The following is a 21,373-nucleotide window of genomic DNA, read 5'->3' on the forward strand; positions in this document are numbered from 1 at the left end:
AAGTATCTCTTTGCTTTATATGTACATAGCGAAAAAATCTTCGCTATACTCTGAATAACGGATAGTTAATTGTTCATTTACATTGGAGACTTTGATGTTTTCACAACAATGAGTGCCAGAATTTCTCCTTCAGCATCTTTTACAATGATATTTCCTTGATTTTTAATAGAAACATTTTCTATATCCTTTGCTGATACAACCATATAATTCTTTCCTTCTTGAGACATTAATTTAGCAGATAATTCTTCCAATTCACCCTCAAGAGTCATATTATTTACACCATCTTTAATTTCATAATAAAGTTTTTGGTCTTCAGACATATAGAATAATTCAGGTATAATCTGAGCAACATAGACATTTTCTGTTCCAGGATTTTCTATAACTATATCATTATGCTTTTCCGCATCGTACTTGACCATATAGTCAAATACTATACCCATATCAAGAACAGAAAAGAGTTCACTTCCCATGCCCATATCCATTAATACATATGGAGCTGTGAAAGAGATTATCGCATCCGCGGTTTGAACAGGAGCAGCTATAATGTAGCTTGCATATTTAGAACTGATATACCCCTCGGTAATGATTTCTGTTTCCAATTTATCCTTAATACCTTCATAAACAGCTTTAGGCAATGCCATAACTACCACACCACGATTGTCATATTCTTCAGAAACTACATATTGATCGAAAGTCAAAGTACATTTAGTTCCTTCTTTGGCAACATGTACCCAGTCAATATTTGCCTGCTCCCCAAAAACAAATCCAGTTGCTTCATAATAAGGATCCACTCCCGGATAAGCTACAAATTCTCCTTGTTGCTCGAACGCAATGATTTCAAATTCATCGTTACGGGCAGTGATTTCTGCCTCTATCTTATCCTGATAAACCGTACTGTTGTTATTAGAATCTGTACTTCTGATTTTCTTTCCATTTTCACTAATTCTTACACCGGGATATTTGGGAGCAACACCCAATTCATCCGCTTTCATACCTTCATAGACAACAGGGATTTCTGCAGTGGCAAAAAGAACACCACCTTTCTGTACGGCAAACTTAATAGTATATCCCTTATCAGTTCCAAATGAATATTTAGGATCAAGTTTTTCCTTATTGTCTTTATTGAATGTAAGATTGAAGTTTTCATCTTTGCGACCGATAGTAATCCAATCCGGATTGTCACCTTCTGCTATTCCGACTTCCAATCCGGCTTCTGTAACACTGGTCTGGATAAGCAGGTCTTCCCCTTTACCATCAACATCGCAACCTTTGATTACAATCGGATTTTCCGTATCGTACACTACTTCCTTTTCACCTTCCGCAGGAACAGACTTGATGACCAATCCGGTAAATATCTTTTTCGGACGGATAGCTTTATAAATTTCTTTCTCTTCATTACCTATTTTCAGTTTGATAACAGCAGTATTATCATTGAGGTAATCCTGTCCTTCATCGAAAATCTTCATCTTTACCGTTTGTTCACCGGCTTTTCCTTTCTTTGTAGTTTCTGCAAAATCGCCGTCTACAAATTTACACCATGAAGCGTTGCTGCTCAATATCCAGTCAGCATTGGCTGTGAAAGAAAGTGTTATTTCATCACCCACCTCATGAGTTTCTTCTATCAGTTCAGGAATTTTATTTTCTCCGCCTGTAGCGCCACCTTCTTTTTCGTCATCTGAACATCCGGCAAATGCAACCATACACATCATTGCCGATACAATAAGACTCCAACTTACGTTCTTTAAATTCAATGCTTTCATAATTGTATCATTTTAGTGTTTTATAATCCTTGTTCTTTTAATTTTTCCGCTTCAGCCTCGCTAATCCATTCCATGAGGTTGATATACGTACCCAATGCGTTGAAAGAGCCGTCCGCCATGTCCGCACCGAGGGTGACATACTGGAAGACGAACTTCTGACAAGTATTGTAGTAAGAGATATAGTTTGCCGACTGGAGCATCTGGAAATTTCCGTCGCCAATGATATTACCGAAAATCTCGCCGGTAGTACCGCAGATTTGTTTGTCCATTTCCACCAGCGGTTCCAGCAAATCCTTGCGGTTGAATGAAATCCGGGTGTCGTAGCCATCGAGGTAAAGCCCGTGCAGTATCACCGTATTTTCTTCATCTTCCGCCACGCTCGACTTGATAAGCCTTTGGCCTACCTTATTCATATAGTCCGATTGCAGAAAAGTGGAAGTGACGAGGCACCAACCGCTGAAGTTGTTGACATCGAACGGACAACTCTTCTGCATCACCACTTTGGCTTCCGTGCCATAGAGGTCCCATTGTTCGGATTGGGGTATTACCAGACGCAACGCGAATCCCAACGAGTCAGCAATTGCGATGTTGTCGTACATACCCTGCACTTCGATGTTCGCCGCCAGTTCGCCCGCCTTGATAGTGACGGTGTTCGACAGCAACTTGTAGTGCTTTCCTTCTACGGCATTGCTCTCCTTGTCTATGATTTCCACAGCGAGCGTACGGTCGTAACCGACGGGCACGGTAGCGGAAACAGGCACATTGAATATCTCGTTACTCTCCTGAACGGGATAGTGGTAGAGCGTATCGGAAAACATCAGATAATTCGGACCTTTATAGAGGGTCTTGTCCTGCTCACATCCGACAAGACTTAGTATGGCAGCCAATCCTGCCATGCATCCAATCAATAGTTTTTTCATTATCGTATGTTTTTAATCTTATTTGTTACTTTCATTCGGCTCTACTTGCGAACCGGGAGCATCCAGCTCGTGTTGCGGGATGGGCCATACGAACATCGCATCGTCCTTCTCCACCTTCAGGCTGCTGCCGTTTGCCAGCGACTGTGCCTGCGGCTTGCGCTCGAAACCTTTGTGCCAGCGCTTCAGGTCGTGCAGGCGGAAGCCCTCCATGTAGAGTTCCTTCACACGTTCCTCCTCAATAACGTCCATGGCGTTGCTTGCGCTCATGGGCGTTCCGCCGCCGTACGAAGAGTAACGTGCCAGACGCAGGGTAGTGATATCGGCGCCCGCCCTGCTATAATCCGGGTTCTCTTTCTGCACGTAAGCCTCTGCACGGATAAGGTACTGTTCCGACAGGCGCAGCACTTTCGGCATGGATACGTGCGGGATGCGGTTGTTCATGAAGTTTTCGTTACCGAAGTATTTTATCAGCAACGGCCAAGTCAGCCCGTAGCTGGTAGTCATGTTCTGGAAGAAAGTGGTGACACGACCGTCCGCATTATCGTAGAGGTTGATGACCCACTCTGCCGGCACATAGTCCGGACGCAGGTTCACGAAGTCGTAGTTGGCAAAGATTTGCCCCAGACGTCCGCCATACGAATTGATGGTGAAGCCCACCTGCCAGATGGTCTCTGTAGAGAGGTCGTTGGTCCACATATATTTATAGTAGCTCACACCGTTCGAAATCTCCGACGTGCAGCTGGACAATTTGTATTTGCCGCTTTCGATTACTTTGGTGGCGTACTTGATGGCATCGTCCCAATTCTTCATATACAACGCCACACGCGCACGCAGGGCGTATATCGTATATTCATTGAAATAGTAAGAGCTGTACAACGTTCCGGAGTAATCCTCTTCCAGTTCCAGCAGCTCGGCAGCACGGTCCAGGTCTTCGAGGATAAAGGCGTAAGAGTCTTTCAGCGACGCACGCACCATCGGCTCGCCCTCGCCCTTATAGTGGCGGGTAAGGATTACACCCAGCTCGCCGGCAGCGTCTTCCTCGCTCTCGTATGCCTTGCAGAAGAGTTTCACCAGTTCCGAGTAGGCAAGCGCACGCGCGAAATAGGCTTCGCCGCAGCATTGGTCCAGATTGTCCAGGTCTTTATCGTCCGTGGTATTACGGCGCACGTTGTCCACCCTGTCAAGCAAGAAGTTGCAACGGTTGATGACGTCGTAGAGTGTGGCATACACGCCTTCGATGTCGGTATTGGTGGGCTTGATGTCCTTCCACCGCCAGATGTCGCCGTAAATGTTCGTATTGCCGTTCACCCCATACACAAAGTCGGTCTGCAGGTCGGGCAGCAGCGTCAGGTTGCCGGAGTAGAGGTAACCGCTCTTGAAGGCATCGTAGATACCGATGACAAACTGGTTAACATCGTCCACCGTCTGAATCGCCTGGTCGAAGGGCATTTCATCCTCCGGCATCTTGTCCAAGCAGGAACCGAGCGAGCATGCCACAGCGACCAACATGATATAGTTTCTGAATTTCTTAATCATTGTTTCTTATTTGTTTTAGTTGACAAGTTGACGAGTTAACGAGTTGACGAGGCTTTTCCTTGTTCCCTTGTCTACTTGTCCCTTCTCCCTTGTCTACTTAATTTAGAATGAAACTTCAACACCCAGTGTAAACTGGCGTGAAGCCGGATATTGTGCTCTGTAGATATTGCTTGCCACTTCCGGGTCCAATCCCTGGAAACCGGTGAAGGTCAGCAGGTTCTGTCCCTGCAAATAGATGCGGGCAGCGGTGAAGAAGTTGCTCTTCTTCAGCAGCGCCTGCGGAAGCGCGTAGGCAAGTGTCAGGTTCTTGAGCCGCAGGAATGAAGCGTTTTCGAGGAAACGGTCGTCAAGCTCGGCAGTCACGCCGTAGCGGGGAATATCCGTGATGTCGCCCGGCTTCTTCCAGCGGTCGTACAGCAGGCGTTTGGACTGGTTGTATGAGCTGTACAATCCGTTGCTCTCTTCGAAGAAACGGTCGTTGTTCATCACCCAGCGGTCTGCCATCCAGCTGAATTGCGCGGAGAGCGAGAGCCCTTTCCAGGAGAGCGTGGTGCCGAAACCGCCCGCCCACGGCGAGGTAAAGGTTTTTCCGGTCATCACTTTGTCTTCTTCGCGGAACTCGGTGGTGAGCTCGCCATCCTTGGTGTACCACAGGGCGTCACCGTTGGCGGGATTCACGCCGGCATAACGGTTCAGGAAGAATTCGTTCACCGGATGTCCTACGATGTATTTCAGTCCGGTAGTGGAGTTCACGTATTCCTGCACGCCGTTGTACAGTTCCACCAGCTTGTTCTTATTATAAGATACGTTGGCATTGAGGTTCCATACAAAGTCCTTGGTACGGATCACATCGCCGTCTATCGTCACTTCGACACCACGGTTTATCATGGCACCGATGTTGTCCCAATGGAACCCTTCGCCGCTGATGGCATACGATTCGGGCACGAGCATCAGCATGTTGGTGGTCTTCTTGTGGTAGAAGTCGACGTTCAGGTTGGCACGGTTGAAGAAACCGAGGCGTACACCCACGTTGTTGGACCATGTCTGCTCCCAGCCCAGCTCTTCGTTGCCGCTCTGCTTGGGATAGATACCCGCCTGGTCGTTGTAGTTCGGACCGCCCGCCACAAGTGCCAAGTGGTCGTAGTTGGGTATTTCCGAGTTACCCGAAGTACCGGTGCTGAGCGCTATCTGCGCACCTGTCAGCCATTCGATGTCTTTCAGGAAAGCTTCGTTCTTGATGTTCCACATGAATCCCAACGACCAGAACATACCCCAACGGTGGTCCTTACCGAAACGTGAAGAGGCATCAGTACGGGCTGCCATTTCCGCGTAATACAAATCCTTGTAGTTGTATTCGCCACGGAAGAAGAACGACAGGTAGGAGTAAGAGTTATTGGAATCCGCCCACGAAGAGGCACGCGTACCCGAAGTCACGTTCGTCAGCTTGTCGTTGCCTTGTCCACGGGTCACGACCTGGAAGCCGGTGGACTGGAAGTCTACCGCCTCCTGTCCCAGCAGGAAGTTGAGCGAATGGTTGTCGTTCACCTCCCAACGGTAGTTTACGGTAGTGGTCTCGCTCAGTGTCAGGGCGTCCGAAGTGTTGCGTCCGGCAGAACCCGAACCGGCATTGATGATATAGCTCGGGAAAGACTGCATGAATGCGGTGGAGTGCGAGTAGTCCGCACCGAATTGCGTACGGATGGTCAGGTTCTTTACGGGAGTGATGTCCGCAAATACGGTAGACAACACCTTGTATTTCTTATAAGTCACCGGATTGTTGTTCATCCACTCAATCGGGTTCTGCCCGGTTCCCTGCCACGTACCGTCGTTTTCGGATGCCAGCGAGCCGTCCTTGTTGTAGGGGCTCCAATAGGGGAGCATGAAACGCGAGCCCGAGATAGGCGTGTAGAGTGCCATGTCGCCCTCTTCAGCCTGCTGCACCTCTTCGTACGCAGCCATGGAGCTGGTGCCTATCTTCAGCCAGTTGCTGGCTTTCACTTCGGCGTTGGTACGCATGTTGAAACGACGGAAAGAGGAACTCTGCGCAATACCGTCCTGGTCGTAGAAGCCGCCGGACACGTAGTAGTTCAAGCGGTCGGTGGCACGGTTCACGGAGAGCTCGTAATTCTGCAACGGCGCACGGTCGTTGAAAATCTCGTCTATCCAGTTGACGTTGGTACGCGACAGCAGCTCGTAGTCCTTGCCCTTGTCCAGACCGATTTCCTTTTCAAACTGGATGCGCTCGGGGGTGTTCATCATCATCCACTTGTCCTGCGACGCCAGTTGCGAGAAACCGTACTGCGCGCGCAGCGTCACTTTTGCCTTGTCCATCGACAAACCGCGCTTGGTAGTGATGACTACCACACCGTTCGCCGCACGGGCACCGTAGATAGATGTTGAAGAGGCATCCTTCAACACGGAGATAGACTCGATGTCGCCCGGGCTGATTGTGTTGAAATCGGCGCTGGAGATGGGCACACCATCCAGAATGAACAACGGGGACGTGCCCGAGTTGATAGAGTTAGTACCGCGGATCTGGAATACGGCGGCTTTGCTGGGCTCTCCGGAGTTGGAGATAACCGACAAACCCGGTGTCTGTCCCTGCAACGCCTGGTCGAACCCGGCTGCCGGCACATTTTCCAGTTTTTCCGATTTTACGGCAGATACGGCACCGGCGATTGTTCCTTTCTTGCGGGTTCCGTACGCCACTACCACCACTTCGTCTATCAGCTCGGAGTCGGGCGCCAGGCGGACATTGAGCGTGCCTGTCCGGGCGGTGACTTCGTGTTTCTGCGATTGCATACCGATGTACGAGAACAGCAAGGTAGCTTTTGCCGTACCTTTAATCTCAAGACTGTAGTTACCGTCAATGTCGGTCACTACACCATTTGTGCTTCCTTCCTGTAAAATAGACACACCAATCAGCGGTTCATTATCCTCTTGGGAAATGACCTTACCTTTCACAAAAAAACTTTGTGCGAAAGCAGACTGAACGGTCAATAATACAAGAAAGACAAACCAAAGAATTGATTTTCTCATCCTTGTCTTTAAATTATTATTGATTAAGATTTGAATTGATAAATAGTTGCTATATGTAGAATCCGGATACAACCCATCCCTCAACGTGCTATTTCGTCACGTTTCTTCACGTTTCTCCAAACAAGGGAAAGGCTATATATTTTAATGTGTTTCATCTTTTTTAGCCGAAAATAGAATCCGTTATATAATGGTTGCAAAGATATTAAATAAGTGCCAGCATCCTTGTTAAAACAGCAAATAATTATGCTATAAATTGCAAGTTTATAAATACCCGGACAATCAAACAATAGAAAAAAGACAGGCTTTCAGGGGATATCCCTTAAAAAAAGAGAGGTAATAAAGCGTACAACAGGTAAAAGTGACAAAGAATGATGTTAATCTGTTAGTATAAATACACAGGGTTAAAAAAAGTTATACCCCCGAAGGCGAAAAGGGAAGAGCCGGAATGCCGTCATTGCCTTTTCCACAAACCGAGGTCGCAGGAGGCTTCCACCTGCTTCTCCACATCATCGGGCAGGGCAGGGAAGAAATCGATGCCGGTGATGCGTTCCACCTCGTCCACACTGTTGACGTAGGCGTCCAGCGGATGGTTGCCCGCCGTATTTTTATAGATAAAGCCGATTGCCTTGGGCGGCGTACTGCTTGTGCAGAGTATCACTTTGAAGAAGGCTTCGGGCACGGTGACCTTGTGCTTCCTGCCGATAGTGCGGTGCTTCTGCCGGTAGAGTACAGGACCGCAGACGATATAGATTTTCCCTTCCCTCCGTGCCCACAGGCGGCATGCCTCTTCCAGTTCCTTCCAGTCGCCCCGGTTCAGGTTGTGGTTCTGGGGGCAGATATTGGTCATGTAGAAACTCTCCTGCATGGCTTTCCAGTGCCAACGGTTGTCACCGGCAGGACACATGTGCCCGCGGTCCATGCCGCAACGTTTGTAGTCGTCGGTGGTCACCGCCTGGCTTTCGGGCAGGTCGGGGTCGGGCAGGAACTTGTCGGTGCGGCTTTCGCGCTCCACCAGTTTTTCGGGAGTGAGTTCCCATGCCACCCAGTTCGGTATCTTGTGCTCACGGTTGTAAGAGACGGTATACCCCTTGCGGTGCAGCACCTGCTCGGGCACGTTTTCCAGCGGTGCCGGCAGCAGGACATTCCCGGCTGTTCCGGCGACTCCGGTGCGGTCGGGGAGTGCCTTCGCCTGCCGGACGGTGGCCGTTGCCCGTCCGGCGGGCTTCTTCGCTGCGGTGGCAGGCTTCTTCTCCGCAACAACGGCCTGTTGCGTAGCGGCATGCCGCCTGTTGCGCAACGCATCGGCTATAGGTTCGTGGAAGGCGACCGCAAGACACACCAGCACTATCAGGAGAATCAATCCGTCCGACTGTCTTCCCGATGCCTTTCTCCTGCCGCTTCTTCTCTTTGCCATAACGATGCTTTTATTTGAATGGTTTCCGCATAACTTCCCGGCCAGCCTACTCCGCCAGCTTGCGCGCCCGCTCCAATGCCACGTTGATGTTGGGGCAGATATTCTCCTCGCCCAAAAGCGCGTAGAAACTTGCCTTCTCCAACACACGGTGCACATTGGGGTTCACGCCCGAGAGCACGACCGTTATCTTCTCCTTCTGCGACATGCGGCACAGGCTTTCCAGGTTGTGAATGCCCGTGGAGTCGATGAAAGGAACTTTACGCATGCGGATGACGCGCACTTTGGGGCGATCGCCCAGCTGCGCCATCACCTCTTCAAACTTCGTGGCGATGCCGAAAAAGTAAGGACCGTTGATTTCGTACACCTCCACGCCTTTCGGAATCATAAGATGCTCTTCGCTGACTGCGATGTCCGACTCGGCATTCGGGTCTATCTCGTCCTTGATGACCGATATCTCGGTAGTCTCCATGACACGGCGCATGAAAAGCACGCAGGCGATGACCAGCCCCACTTCGATGGCTACGGTCAAGTCGAAGATGACGGTCAGGAAGAATGTGATCAGCAATACGGTGACATCCGATTTCGGGTTCTTCATCAACGCCTTGAACACGCGCCAGCCACTCATGTTGTAAGACACGACCGCCAGCACGCCCGCCAGGCATCCCATCGGGATGTATTGCGCCAGCGGCATCAGCAGCAGCAAAATGAGCAGCAGCACCACCGCATGCACGATGCCCGCCACGGGCGACTTGCCGCCATTGTTGATGTTCGCCATGGTGCGGGCGATGGCACCTGTGGCAGGAATGCCGCCGAAGAGCGGCGTAACCATGTTGGCAACGCCCTGCGCTATCAGCTCCGTGTTCGAATCGTGCCTGTCGCCGATGACACCGTCTGCCACGGTGGCGGAGAGCAGAGACTCGATGGCACCCAGGATGGCAATGGTGACGGCAACGGGAAACAGGTTCTTGACCGCCTCCCAATCCAGCGCCGGCATCACGGCATCGGGCAGTTCCGCCTTGATGCTGAAACGGTCGCCGATGGTGTCGATGGTATCGATGCCCCCATACACCTTCATCAGCCAAACGGCAACGGTCACCACGATGATGGCGACAAGCGAACCGGGAATCTTCTTCGAGAACCTCGGCGTGACGGCAATGATAAGGATGCTGGCCATGCTGACAAGCGTGTTCCACCAGTTGACGCTATCGAAATGGCGGAAATAGACCAGCCACTTCCCGATGAAGTCGCCCGGCACCTTCTCTCCGCCGAAGCTCAGCCCGAAGATGTCCGCAATCTGAGTGGTGAAAATAGTGACGGCGATGCCGCTCGTGAAACCCACTATGATGGGATAGGGGATGAACTTGATGACCGCCCCCAACTTGAACACCCCCAGCAGGATGAGGATGACGCCCGCCATCAGCGTGGCGACAATCAGTCCCGCTTCGCCATACTGCTGGATGATGCCGTAGATAATGACGATGAACGCACCGGTAGGTCCGCCTATCTGGACTTTGCTTCCCCCCAGCAGGGAGATGATGAAACCGGCGATAATGGCGGTGATGATGCCTTTTTCAGGCGATACGCCTGATGCGATACCGAACGCGATGGCAAGCGGCAAGGCAACGATACCTACGATGATACCCGCCATCAGGTCTGCCATAAAGAGGTCTTTCGAGTAGTTTTTTAGAGCCGTGTACAGTTTCGGCTTGAATTCGAACGCTTTCATTTTTTATTTTCAGAAACTTGTTTTTTACCTATAAGGAGTTATCCGCAAAGAGACGCCCCTTTTGAAAAGAGGGTGCAAAATTACGTAAAATAATACAAACAGTTATCATTGTCCCGCTCTTTTTGTCCTTGGCGCGCACGGCTTTTTCATTAAAAGGAGTCAGGGGAGTTAAAAGGAGTTATCAGCCGCCAGGTCGGCTTGGAAGTTAAAGCCGATACTTCTATAACAATGTCATACAAAAGAGTATCGGCTCTAACTCCTTTAACGACTACCAACGAAGCGATACGAAGGGGTAACTCCTCCAACTCCCCTAAATGTAAAAGCCGTGTCCGGCGCGCTTTTGAGGACACGGCAGACACTCCGGAGGCATTGCCGCCGCTGCACGGCGGATAAAAAAGAAAAATCGCGCAGGTGTCCTGAACATAATCGGTGCACGGGTTGTTAAGTAATAAAAACTTATTTGTACTTTTGCCTTGCCGGCAAACGGAATACGAAAACCTATAGCGGAATACGAACAATATATATATGTAATCACATTAACCAATTAAAACAAAATTATGAGCAAAAGCATCAAAGGAACTCAGACAGAAAAGAATCTGCTGACTTCATTCGCCGGTGAATCACAAGCAAGAATGCGTTACACCTACTTCGCAAGCGCGGCAAAGAAAGAGGGCTACGAACAAATCGCCGCCATCTTTACCGAAACGGCGGACCAGGAGAAGGAACATGCCAAACGTATGTTCAAGTTCCTGGAAGGCGGCATGGTGGAAATCACCGCCTCTTATCCCGCAGGCGTCATCGGCAGCACACTGGAAAACCTGCAGGCGGCGGCAGCAGGCGAGCATGAAGAGTGGTCGCTGGACTATCCCCACTTTGCCGACGTTGCCGAGCAGGAAGGCTTCCCCGCAATCGCCGCCATGTATCGCAATATCTCCATTGCCGAAAAAGGGCACGAAGAGCGTTACCGCGCTTTCATCCGCAACATCGAGACCGCTTCCGTTTTCGCCAAGGAAGGCGAGGTGGTATGGCAGTGCCGCAACTGCGGTTACATCTACACGGGCAAGGAAGCGCCCGAGACGTGTCCCGCCTGTCTGCATCCGCAGGCTCACTTCGAGGTGAAGAAAGAAAATTATTGAAAAGCGACTCCCGGGAATTACGGGAGTTACAGGAGTTAGAAGGAGTTAAAGGGAGTTAGAGGAGTTAGGGCCGATACGCTTGTGCATGACATTGTTATAAAAGTACCGGCTTCAACTTCCAAGCCGGCTTGGCGGCCGATAACTCCCTTTAATTCCTTTAACTTCTTCATCAAATGCAAGAACCGGACATCCAAACGATAAAAAGCCGTGGCTAAACAGGAAAATAGTTGCAAAATAAATATAATTTAAATTACAAAAACACTACTTTTGTATCCGGAATAACTAATCATACTAAAAAACAATAAACTATTATGGATGCACAGAAAGTAGATGCCTTTATCATGGCAAACAGCAAGTTCTTTCAAGATTACCAAGTAGCTACGGTAAGAAACATGCTTCTCGAAGCCGACGATTCAAAGTGGACCCTTATCCAGACGCTGCAATTCAAAGACCCCACCATCGTATTGATTATCTCCTTGCTGGGCGGCAGCCTGGGCATCGACCGTTTCTTTATCGGAGACATGGGCCTGGGTATCGGCAAGCTGATTACCTGCGGCGGTTTCGGTATATGGTCCATCGTAGACTGGTTCCTTATCATGGGAGCTACCCGCGACAAGAACTTCAGGAAGCTTCAAGCATTATTATAATGAACAGGAGAGGGCTGTATATACTTTCGTCCGCAGGATGCGCGGCGGGCTATATACGGCTCTTTCTTTCCGGTCCGTGCGGAGAGACGGCGTGCCTGTTCAAGCGGCTGTTCCACATCCCCTGTCCTTCGTGCGGAGCGACGCGCGCCATCATGGCATTGATGCGGGGAGAGGTAGGGGAGTCGCTGATGCTCAACCCCATAGGCATTGTGCTGGCACTGATGCTGGCAGGCATTCCTTTATGGATGCTTGCCGACGCTATGCTGGGAAAGGACTCCTACTACCTGTTTTACAGGAAGGCGGACAAATGGTTCGGCAAGAGACATGTGTTTCTCCCCTTTGCCCTTCTGATGGCAGCAAACTGGATTTGGAACATCACAAAAGGATTATGATTTTATACACACCCGAAGAACATGAGCTGGAGACGGCTGCCAACAGCTATCTGATGTCTCTCCTGGCGGCGATGGCAGGACTGCCTTTTCCCATCGTCAACCTGCTGGCGACAATCATATTCTATTTCGCCAACCGCAAGCACACTTATTTCGTACGCTGGCACTGCATGCAGGCGCTTATATCGCAGTTCCCCCTGTTCTGCACCAACAGTATCCTGTTCTGGTGGAGCATCAGGCTCATCCTGGGCTGGCAGGAGCTTTCCTCATTCTATTTCGCCTACCTGTTTACGGTACTTATTTTCAATATCCTCGATTTTATCGCCACCATCTACACCGCCGTGCAGACACGCAAGGGCAAGCAAGTGGAATGGTACGTGTATGGAGGCGTAACCGACTTAATCTGCAAGCCATGATAAAAATCCTGAAACAAGCACTGGTGTCGTTACTGCTGTTCGGGGCAGTATTGTTCGGCTTTTCGCGCGTGAACTGGCTATCCGTCTTTCACCTGGAAAGGGATGTCATCGAAGAGAAGTTGGGAAAACTCTACTGGGACATGTTTTCCAAGACCGAAACATTTGTAGAGGATGAAGAGGTGTTGCAACCCGTCGACTCCCTGCTTGCGCATATCTGCGCGAAGAACGGCATCGAAAAGCCTGTCAGGCTGCATATCATAAGGAGTGAAGAGGTGAATGCCTTCGCCTTCCCCGACAGGCACCTGGTGATTTTCTCCGCGCTGATTGCCGATTGCAAGAACGAAATGGAGCTTTGCGGCGTAATGGCACACGAGATAGCTCACATCGAAAAGGGGCATGTGATGAAGAAACTGATTAAGGAAGTGGGGCTGTCCGTCCTGGCAAAGATGATTGCCGGAAACGACGGCGGTGCGGTACTCAAAGAGACCGCCAAGCTGCTTTCGTCTACGGCATACGACCGCACGCTGGAAAGCGAGGCGGACGAGTGCGCGGTGGTTTACCTGTCCGAAGCGGACATCGACCCGGCTGCGTTGGGCGACTTCCTGTATCGCCTGTCCGAAGAAGAGGATGTGCCGTCGTTTGCAGAGTGGGTGAGCACGCACCCCGACTCGAAGAAACGCTCCTCGATGATTTGGGAACATGCCAAACGGCTGAAGCGCACGGACACCTTTTGCGAGGTGCTGGGAGCGGAAAGGTTTGACAGGCTGAAGGAGAGCCTCTGACCGTTCCGGCTCTCCCTCCTTATCTCTATTCGCGCGCGTGCGGATAATCTATGGTATAGTGCAGCCCGCGGCTCTCTTTGCGCTCCATCGCCTGGCGGGTGATAAGGTAACCCACGTTAATCATATTGCGCAGTTCGCAAAGTTCGCGCGTTGCCTTGCTGCTCTTGAACAGTTTTTCGGTCTCCTCGTACAGGATGTCCAGACGATTCCACGCACGGGTCAGGCGGGTGTTGCTGCGGACAATGCCTACGTAAGACTCCATAATCTGGTTCACCTCTTTCATGCTTTGCGTAATGAGCACGCGCTCTTCGTTGGAAATGGTGCCTTCGTCGTTCCACTCGGGGATGTCTTCATTGAAATCGTAACGCTCCAGCACGCTCAGCGCATGCTTGGCAGCGGCATCGGCATAGACCACCGCTTCTATCAGCGAATTGGAAGCGAGGCGGTTGCCACCGTGAAGCCCCGTGCACGAGCATTCGCCGATGGCATACAGGCGACGGATGCTGGACTGCCCGTCCAGGTCGACCTTGATACCGCCGCATAGATAGTGTGCGGCGGGAGCTACGGGAATGTAATCCTTCGTAATGTCGATGCCGATGCTGAGACATTTCTTATAGATATTGGGGAAGTGCTTCTTGGTTTCTTCGGCATCTTTGTGGGTAACGTCCAGATAGACATGCTCGTCGCCACGCTGTTTCATTTCGTTGTCAATGGCACGGGCAACGATATCGCGCGGAGCAAGCGAAAGGCGCGGGTCGTACTTCTGCATGAACTCCTTTCCGTCCATCGTACGGAGCACGCCGCCATAGCCGCGCATGGCTTCCGTTATCAGGAAGCAGGGACGGTCGCCCGGATGGTAGAGGGCGGTGGGATGGAACTGGATAAACTCCATGTCTCTTACGGCACCTTTGGCACGATAGACCATGGCGATACCGTCGCCTGTGGCAACCAACGGATTGGTGGTGTTACGGTAGACGGCTTCGCAACCTCCGGTTGCCATGATGGTCATTTTGGAGAGGAACGTGTCCACTTCCCCGCTGTTCTCATTCAACACGTATGCTCCGTAGCACTTGATGCCCGGAGTGTAGCGGGTGACGATAATGCCCAAATGGTGCTGGGTGATAATCTCCACCGCAAAGAAATTGGTAAATATGGTGATGTTGGGATGTTGCTTTACGGCTTCAATAAGGCTTTCCTGTATCTCGGCTCCCGTATTGTCCTTGTGATGCAGGATGCGGAACTCCGAGTGTCCGCCCTCTTTGTGCAGGTCGAATTCGCCGTTATCCTTCTTATCGAAATTCACACCCCATTTAATAAGTTCATCGATTTGTCCGGGAGCGTTGCGCACCACCTTCTCCACAGCTTCACGGTCGCTTATCCAGTCTCCGGCAATCATGGTGTCTTCGATGTGCTTGTCGAAATTGTCTACCGCCAGATTCGTGACGGAGGCGATTCCGCCTTGTGCAAAATAGGTGTTTGCCTCTTCCAGCCCTGCCTTACAGATAAGGGCCACTGTTCCTTTATGTGCTACTTTAAGCGCAAAACTCATACCGGCAATCCCGGAACCGATAACGAGGAAATCGAACTTTCTTACCATAGTCATGTGTATTTAACACCGCAAAACTACAAAATAAGTACGTTCTTTGTGCCCCTTGCAGGCATTAATTAGCAAAAATACCTACCTTCGCGGCAAAAACCGGATAAAATGAACCGAATTTTTCATGCACGTATCGCTGCCGGACAGTATTTGTCCGTCCTGCTGACAGGCGGGATAACCGTCTACTGCCTTTGGGAAAAACATATCCTTACGGCTCTCCTCTTTATGCTTTTGTTGGTTGCCGGCATCGAGAAACTGATCCATACCACCTATACCATCACTGCCGACGGCAAACTATTATTGTATTTCGGGCGTTTCTTGCGGAAGAAAGAGATTCCGTTAAAGGACATCACGTCGGTAGAGCGTGCCTTCTCCATGCGGATAGGCAGGTTTTCCGTGATGCGCTATATATTAATAAGGTATGGGGAAGGCAAATGCGCGGCGCTTCTTCCGGTGAAAGAGCAGGAGTTTGTACGGCTGCTGGAACGGTGCATATCGGGCAGGGATGCACGGCGGGACGAGAATTAAACGGGGCATCTGTTTATTTTCCGGATATCTTGTCGTATCTTGCATGCAGAAACCTATAAATGTAAGAACCATGAAATATCAAGTTGCCATTATCGGCGGTGGTCCTGCGGGATACACGGCCGCGGAAACAGCCGGGAATGCCGGACTGAGTGTCGTGCTTTTCGAGAAACAGAACCTCGGAGGGGTGTGTCTGAACGAAGGGTGTATTCCTACCAAGACTTTGCTGTACTCGGCAAAGACGTACGACGGCGCACGCCACGCATCGAAATATGCGGTCTGCGTGCCGGAGGTATCGTTCGACCTGCCCAAAATCATCGCACGCAAACAGAAAGTGGTGCGGAAACTGGTGCTGGGCGTCAAAGGAAAGCTGGCTGCCGGCAATGTGACGATAGTGAACGGCGAAGCGGCAATCGTAGACAAGAACCATGTGCGGTGTGGCGACGAAACGTACGAATGTGACAATCTGTTGCTCTGCACAGGTTCGGAGACCTTTATTCCGCCCATCCCCGGAGTGGATACGGTGCCTTACTGGACACACCGTGACGCATTGGACAACAAGGAACTCCCGAAATCGCTGGCAATCATCGGCGGCGGGGTAATCGGGATGGAGTTTACCTCATTCTTCAACAGCCTGGGAACAGAGGTCACCGTCATCGAGATGCTGGACGAGATACTGGGCGGAATGGACAAGGAACTCTCTGCTATGCTTCGTGCGGAATATGCCAAACGCGGCATCAAGTTCATGCCGGGCACAAAGGTGGTCTCCATCGGACCGTTGGCACGCCCAGGCGAAGCGGACTCCTCTTCCGCTCCTCTCCTTATCCGCATCGACTATGAGACAGCCGAAGGAACCGGCTCCGTTGTTGCCGAGAAGCTGTTGATGAGCGTGGGCCGCCGCCCCGTAATGAAAGGCTTCGGGCTGGAGAACCTGAACCTGGAGAGAACGGAACGCGGAAGCATCCGCGTCAACGAACAGATGCGGACTTCCGTTCCAGGCGTGTATGCTTGCGGCGACCTGACCGGGTTCTCCATGTTGGCACACACTGCCGTGCGTGAAGCGGAAGTGGCGATACACTCCATCACAGGACGGGAAGATACCATGAGCTATCGCGCCATCCCCGGAGTGGTGTATACGAATCCGGAGATTGCGGGAGTGGGAGAGACCGAAGAGTCCTTGCAGAAAAAGGGCATTCCCTATCGCGTGGTGAAGCTGCCAATGGCGTATTCCGGCCGCTTTGTGGCGGAGAACGAAGGCGTAAACGGAGTATGCAAGTTGCTGCTGGCGGAAGAGGGGACGGTATTGGGAGCGCACGTGCTGGGCAATCCGGCTTCGGAGATTATCACGCTGGCAGGCATGGCAATCGAACTGGGATTGACCGCCGAAGAGTGGAAAAAGATTGTATTTCCGCATCCTACGGTAGGGGAAATCTTTAAGGAGCTGATTTAAACAGCTGCCGGGAGACGGCTCCTGTAAATGAAGAAGCCGTGCCGCCAAAACAGAATGTATTGTATTTATGGAAATCGTAAGATTTAAATGAGAAGACATAGTATATTCCCGATTGTATCGGTTTTGATGTTAATTCCCTGTATGTTATTTGCACAGGGAGTATCTACTAAAACAAACTCGCTTTCTTCGCAACTGGACACGCTGATAAAGTACCGGTTGCCCGCAGGCTCCAATGTATCCGTCTCAGTCTACGACCTGACTGCCAATAAGGCACTGTACGGGTATCAGGCGGATAAACTTTCCCGCCCTGCATCCACCATGAAACTGTTGACCACGATTACGGCACTTTCCCGCCCCGGAGCGAACGAGCCTTTCCGCACGGAAGTGTGGTACAAGGGAACGATTGAGCGCGATACGCTGAAAGGCGATATCTATGTTGTGGGGGGCTTTGACCCGGAATTCGATGATGAAGCGTTGGATTCGTTGACGAGCAGAGTGGCACGTTCGCCTTTCTCCGTGGTACAGGGCAGGATATACGGCGATGTTTCCATGAAAGACTCTTTGTATTGGGGAAGCGGCTGGTTATGGGACGATACGCCCTATTCCTTCCAGCCCTACCTATCGCCGCTGATGCTCGACAAAGGAGTGGTTACGATAACCGCTTCTCCCGGCATACAAGGGGATACGGCGCGCCTGGAATGTACTCCCGCCTCGTCTTACTATACGCTTGCCAATACAACGAAAACCCGTACTCCCGATGCAGGACGTTTCAAGGTGTCGCGCAACTGGCTGGAGAACGGCAATGAGATAACGGTGTCGGGCAATGTGGACGGGAAGCGTACCGGTACGGTGAATATCTATTCCTCACAGGACTTCTTCATGCACACGTTCCTGGAACGGTTGCGGGCGAAAGGCGTTTGCTGCCCAGCGGATTATTCTTTTGGTGAATTTCAAAAAGACAGCGTTTCCGTGCGAATAGCCTCTCATAGCACTTCCGTGCAGGCAGTTGTCAACCGGATAATGAAAGAGAGTGATAATTTGAATGCGGAAGCCATGTTGTGCCGCTTGGGTGCGCAACTCACGGGCGACAGGCATGTCTCCGTCGCAGACGGGCTTGCTGCCGTCCGGAGGTTGATAAAAAAACTGGGTTACGATCCGGAACGATACAACCTGGCAGACGGTTGCGGGTTGTCCCACTACAACTATGTATCATCGGAACTGTTAGTCGCTTTCCTGAAATTCGCCTATTCGCGCACGGATGTGTTTCAGAAGCTATACAAGGCGTTGCCTATCGGCGGAGTGGACGGAACATTGAGAAACCGGATGAAGAAAGGAACGCCCTCTTACAAGAACGTACATGCCAAGACAGGCTCCTTTACTGCCATAAACTGCCTGGCGGGATATCTGAAGGCGAATAACGGACATCAAATCGCTTTTGCCATCATGAACCAGAATGTGCTTTCCGGCAAAGAAGCACGTAAGTTTCAGGATGCCGTGTGCGATATACTTATCCGATAAAACACAGGAGAAGGGGATGCCGAAACTCTCTTATTAACAAAAAAGAGTATGTCAGAACCCTCTTATTAACCAAGTCATCCCTGTCAAGATATCTATGACAGGGGTGACTTATATGTTTTGGGTATTTCGACACACCCTCGATTTTGTTAATAAGAGAGCTCTGACACCCTCTTCCAAGTATTATTTATATTGTCCCCAATCCACATTTCTCATATCCCCGCTCTTAGCCAGTTCGGCGTGCATAGCCAGGGCCGCGCGCATGGAGTGAGGAGTCTGTGCCTTGCCATCGGTAAGTTTCAGATAATCCCAGAGGATATTCTTGTAATCCGGATGAACACAGTTCTCGATGACGGCTTGCGCACGTTCTTTCGGGCTCTTGCCGCGCAGGTCGGCAACACCCTGTTCGGTGACAATGATATTGACATCGTGCTCACTGTGGTCCGCATGTGAGACCATAGGCACAATAGCACTGATTTTGCCCTCTTTGGCAACAGACGGACAGGTGAAAATGGAGATATAAGCGTTACGCGTAAAGTCGCCCGATCCGCCGATACCGTTCATCATCTTCGTACCGCTGATGTGGGTGGAGTTTACGTTTCCGTAAAGGTCGGTTTCGATGGCAGTGTTGATAGAGATAACTCCCAAACGGCGTACCACTTCGGGGCTGTTGGATATTTCCGACGGACGGAGCACCAACTTGTCGCGGAAGAAGTCCATATCCTCGTATATTCCGTTCAAGCAGTCGTTGGTTACGGTCAGCGAACAGGTACTGCCGAACTTTACGCGGCCTTCGCGAATGAGTCCGATAACGGAATTCTGGATCACCTCCGTATACATTTCGAACGGCGGGATAGTCTTATCGCGTCCCAAAGCCCCCAACACGGCATTGGCAATGTTTCCTACGCCCGACTGCAACGGCAGGAAGGTGGAAGGAATGATACCGCGTTTCATGTCTGCGGCAAGGAAGTCGGCTACGTTCTGCCCGATTTTGTCGGTCAGCGGGTCTGCATCGGCAAAGCTGCGCGCTTCGTCCGGCCAGTTGGTCTCTACCACACCCACAATCTTTTTTGGGTCTACCTGGATGTAAGGCATGCCGATGCGGTCGCTTGGCTTGAAGATAGGTATTTCGCGGCGGCAAGGCGGGTCCAGCGGTTCGTAGACGTCGTGCAATCCCATGGCGTTTTTGCTGTGCGCGGCATTCAGCTCTACGATAATCTGGTCGGCAAGGCGGCATACGGTGGGCGAGATACCGCCGGCGGCAGTCAAGTAGATTTTGCCGTCGGGCGTCACCTCACAGGCTTCGATAATGGCGATATTTACCTTTCCCATAAAGCCGTAACGCACTTCTTGCGCCATTTGTGACAAGTGAATGTCGTTGTAGGCAATCTCACCGTTATTCACCGCCTTACGGAAATCCGGGTTGGTGGTATAAGGAGCACGGTAACGGATGGCTTTGACGCGTGAAAGGATACCGTCGCAGGAGTCACCGGTCGAAGCGCCTGTAAAAATGCCCACCTGGAAAGGTCTTCCCAAGGCATGTTCCGCTTCTGCGATTTTTGCTAATTCAGCCGTAACGGCTTTGGCTGTTCCTGCGGGAGTAAATCCGCTCAGGCCGATATTGTAGCCATGTTTGATAAGGCTCGCAGCTTCTGCTGCCGAAATGTAATTAAGTGCCATAATGTATAGTTATTTTTTCGTGTAAGAAATCAATTCGACTTTCAATTGCATCAATACTTCCGTTGCAATATCTCTCCCCAGATGATGGCTTTACGTGCCTCTTCCGCCGAATGTATTTCAAATTCGGAAGGGACATCTGCGGGTTCGGAAAGGGTATTGTCGGTGTTTGGCTGAATGAAAGGTTGTTTCGGGGCGGGTTTATGCTTTTTTTCCGTTTTCTTACGCGCTACAACGGTTACGGGCTTAGGGCTTTCCGGAATATATCCGCCGTAAATCTCATCGTTCAGGGTTTCGGGGAAAGGACGCCCTTCATCGGGCACAGGCACGGCGGGAGTATTACCAGCTTTCTTTTTCGCTTCTTTCTTGGCTTGTCTGACAAAACTTATAATCATAATGCCTGCAATCAACAGAAATTTGAAGATGTCTTCCATAAGTCCTTCTTTTGTTTTTTCTCCGCCAAAGATAATTATTTAATCTGATTATAGCCAATAAACAGGCATTAAAAAAGGGCAGCTTCACAGCTCCCCTTAATTTTTTTAACCTAAACCTTAACTATGAAAAAATCTAATGTTTCTTTCATTTCACAAAAATGGAGAATTCTTCCAAGAATGCCAAATTAACACTTGAAAAATGTTCATATACTTAACATTAATTAGCAGATTAACAGAAATATATCGAATAAAGAGGAGGAGAGCAGGACTTTTTCATTTACAGAAGTTAGAGAGATTTATTTAACGTGAATTGGATATAAAGACTAAAATGATTCGTTTGTAAATTAGAAATATAGCGATAAAAACATTAATCGCACTCACGTTAAACTATTTAATATTAAAGATTATCC

At 50.4% G+C, this 21,373-nt stretch carries 18 protein-coding genes; 9 read left to right on the forward strand and 9 right to left on the reverse strand.

The genetic code is table 11. The annotated features are described in order from the left end of the window. Window positions 1-77: 77 nt before the first annotated feature. The 6 genes from QZ327_RS03310 to QZ327_RS03335 form a co-directional block, all read right to left on the reverse strand. Window positions 78-1,760: a hypothetical protein gene (locus tag QZ327_RS03310; RefSeq protein WP_294617094.1), complete on the reverse strand. Its 1,683-nt coding sequence runs from the start codon at window positions 1,758-1,760 to the stop codon at window positions 78-80. Between the two features lie 20 nt (window positions 1,761-1,780). Beyond that, the gene (locus QZ327_RS03315) at window positions 1,781-2,680 is read right to left on the reverse strand and encodes a DUF4984 domain-containing protein (protein ID WP_294617096.1); all 900 of its coding nucleotides are present in this window, start codon (window positions 2,678-2,680) and stop codon (window positions 1,781-1,783) included. 18 nt (window positions 2,681-2,698) lie between these two features. After that, window positions 2,699-4,216 (reverse strand): RagB/SusD family nutrient uptake outer membrane protein, encoded by a 1,518-nt coding sequence (locus QZ327_RS03320; protein WP_294617098.1) that lies wholly within the window; start codon window positions 4,214-4,216, stop codon window positions 2,699-2,701. A 102-nt stretch (window positions 4,217-4,318) separates the two neighbouring features. Then, the gene (locus QZ327_RS03325; RefSeq protein ID WP_294617100.1) at window positions 4,319-7,255 is read right to left on the reverse strand and encodes a TonB-dependent receptor; all 2,937 of its coding nucleotides are present in this window, start codon (window positions 7,253-7,255) and stop codon (window positions 4,319-4,321) included. Between the two features lie 451 nt (window positions 7,256-7,706). After that, window positions 7,707-8,669, reverse strand: coding sequence for a DNA/RNA non-specific endonuclease (locus QZ327_RS03330; RefSeq protein ID WP_294617102.1), 963 nt, complete (start codon window positions 8,667-8,669; stop codon window positions 7,707-7,709). A gap of 46 nt (window positions 8,670-8,715) precedes the next feature. Next, on the reverse strand, window positions 8,716-10,395 hold the full coding sequence (locus QZ327_RS03335; RefSeq protein WP_294617103.1) for a SulP family inorganic anion transporter: 1,680 nt from the start codon (window positions 10,393-10,395) through the stop codon (window positions 8,716-8,718). Window positions 10,396-10,623: 228 nt separating this feature from the next. On the opposite strand from QZ327_RS03335, the gene QZ327_RS03340 reads away from it, so the two are divergent. The 6 genes from QZ327_RS03340 (at window position 10,624) to QZ327_RS03365 (ending at window position 13,765) form a co-directional block, all read left to right on the forward strand. Next, window positions 10,624-10,788 (forward strand): hypothetical protein, encoded by a 165-nt coding sequence (locus tag QZ327_RS03340; RefSeq protein WP_294617104.1) that lies wholly within the window; start codon window positions 10,624-10,626, stop codon window positions 10,786-10,788. Window positions 10,789-10,952: 164 nt separating this feature from the next. Beyond that, a complete protein-coding gene (rbr, locus tag QZ327_RS03345; RefSeq protein WP_294617106.1) occupies window positions 10,953-11,531 on the forward strand; it encodes a rubrerythrin in 579 nt (192 codons plus the stop codon). A 311-nt stretch (window positions 11,532-11,842) separates the two neighbouring features. Next, window positions 11,843-12,178, forward strand: coding sequence for a TM2 domain-containing protein (locus QZ327_RS03350; RefSeq protein WP_294617107.1), 336 nt, complete (start codon window positions 11,843-11,845; stop codon window positions 12,176-12,178). Further along, window positions 12,178-12,570, forward strand: coding sequence for a DUF2752 domain-containing protein (locus QZ327_RS03355; protein WP_294617109.1), 393 nt, complete (start codon window positions 12,178-12,180; stop codon window positions 12,568-12,570). Before QZ327_RS03350 ends, QZ327_RS03355 begins: the two co-directional genes overlap by 1 nt. Further along, on the forward strand, window positions 12,567-12,983 hold the full coding sequence (locus tag QZ327_RS03360; RefSeq protein ID WP_294617110.1) for a DUF4870 domain-containing protein: 417 nt from the start codon (window positions 12,567-12,569) through the stop codon (window positions 12,981-12,983). The genes QZ327_RS03355 and QZ327_RS03360 overlap by 4 nt, the downstream gene beginning before the upstream one ends. Beyond that, window positions 12,938-13,765 carry a M48 family metallopeptidase gene (locus tag QZ327_RS03365; protein ID WP_294617112.1) on the forward strand — a complete coding sequence of 276 codons (828 nt, stop codon included), beginning with the start codon at window positions 12,938-12,940 and terminating at the stop codon, window positions 13,763-13,765. The genes QZ327_RS03360 and QZ327_RS03365 overlap by 46 nt, the downstream gene beginning before the upstream one ends. A 25-nt stretch (window positions 13,766-13,790) precedes the next feature. On the opposite strand, the gene nadB is transcribed toward QZ327_RS03365, so the two are convergent. Continuing rightward, a complete protein-coding gene (nadB, locus tag QZ327_RS03370) occupies window positions 13,791-15,362 on the reverse strand; it encodes an L-aspartate oxidase (protein WP_294617130.1) in 1,572 nt (523 codons plus the stop codon). Between the two features lie 108 nt (window positions 15,363-15,470). On the opposite strand from nadB, the gene QZ327_RS03375 reads away from it, so the two are divergent. From QZ327_RS03375 to dacB, 3 genes are all read left to right on the forward strand, one after another. Next, entirely contained in the window at window positions 15,471-15,890 is a 420-nt protein-coding gene (locus tag QZ327_RS03375; protein ID WP_294617114.1) for a PH domain-containing protein, read from the forward strand. A gap of 70 nt (window positions 15,891-15,960) precedes the next feature. Continuing rightward, window positions 15,961-17,337 (forward strand): dihydrolipoyl dehydrogenase, encoded by a 1,377-nt coding sequence (gene lpdA / locus QZ327_RS03380; protein ID WP_294617115.1) that lies wholly within the window; start codon window positions 15,961-15,963, stop codon window positions 17,335-17,337. An 87-nt stretch (window positions 17,338-17,424) separates the two neighbouring features. Next, window positions 17,425-18,855 carry a D-alanyl-D-alanine carboxypeptidase/D-alanyl-D-alanine-endopeptidase gene (dacB, locus tag QZ327_RS03385; RefSeq protein WP_294617116.1) on the forward strand — a complete coding sequence of 477 codons (1,431 nt, stop codon included), beginning with the start codon at window positions 17,425-17,427 and terminating at the stop codon, window positions 18,853-18,855. A 180-nt stretch (window positions 18,856-19,035) separates the two neighbouring features. Here the strand turns inward: dacB and QZ327_RS03390 are convergent, their stop codons facing one another. Both QZ327_RS03390 and QZ327_RS03395 read right to left on the reverse strand, forming a co-directional pair. Beyond that, window positions 19,036-20,532, reverse strand: coding sequence for an acetyl-CoA hydrolase/transferase family protein (locus tag QZ327_RS03390; protein ID WP_294617118.1), 1,497 nt, complete (start codon window positions 20,530-20,532; stop codon window positions 19,036-19,038). 50 nt (window positions 20,533-20,582) lie between these two features. Then, window positions 20,583-20,963 carry a hypothetical protein gene (locus QZ327_RS03395; RefSeq protein ID WP_294617120.1) on the reverse strand — a complete coding sequence of 127 codons (381 nt, stop codon included), beginning with the start codon at window positions 20,961-20,963 and terminating at the stop codon, window positions 20,583-20,585. Window positions 20,964-21,373 lie beyond the last annotated feature (410 nt).

This window comes from uncultured Bacteroides sp., assembly GCF_910578895.1.
Taxonomy (GTDB): domain Bacteria; phylum Bacteroidota; class Bacteroidia; order Bacteroidales; family Bacteroidaceae; genus Bacteroides.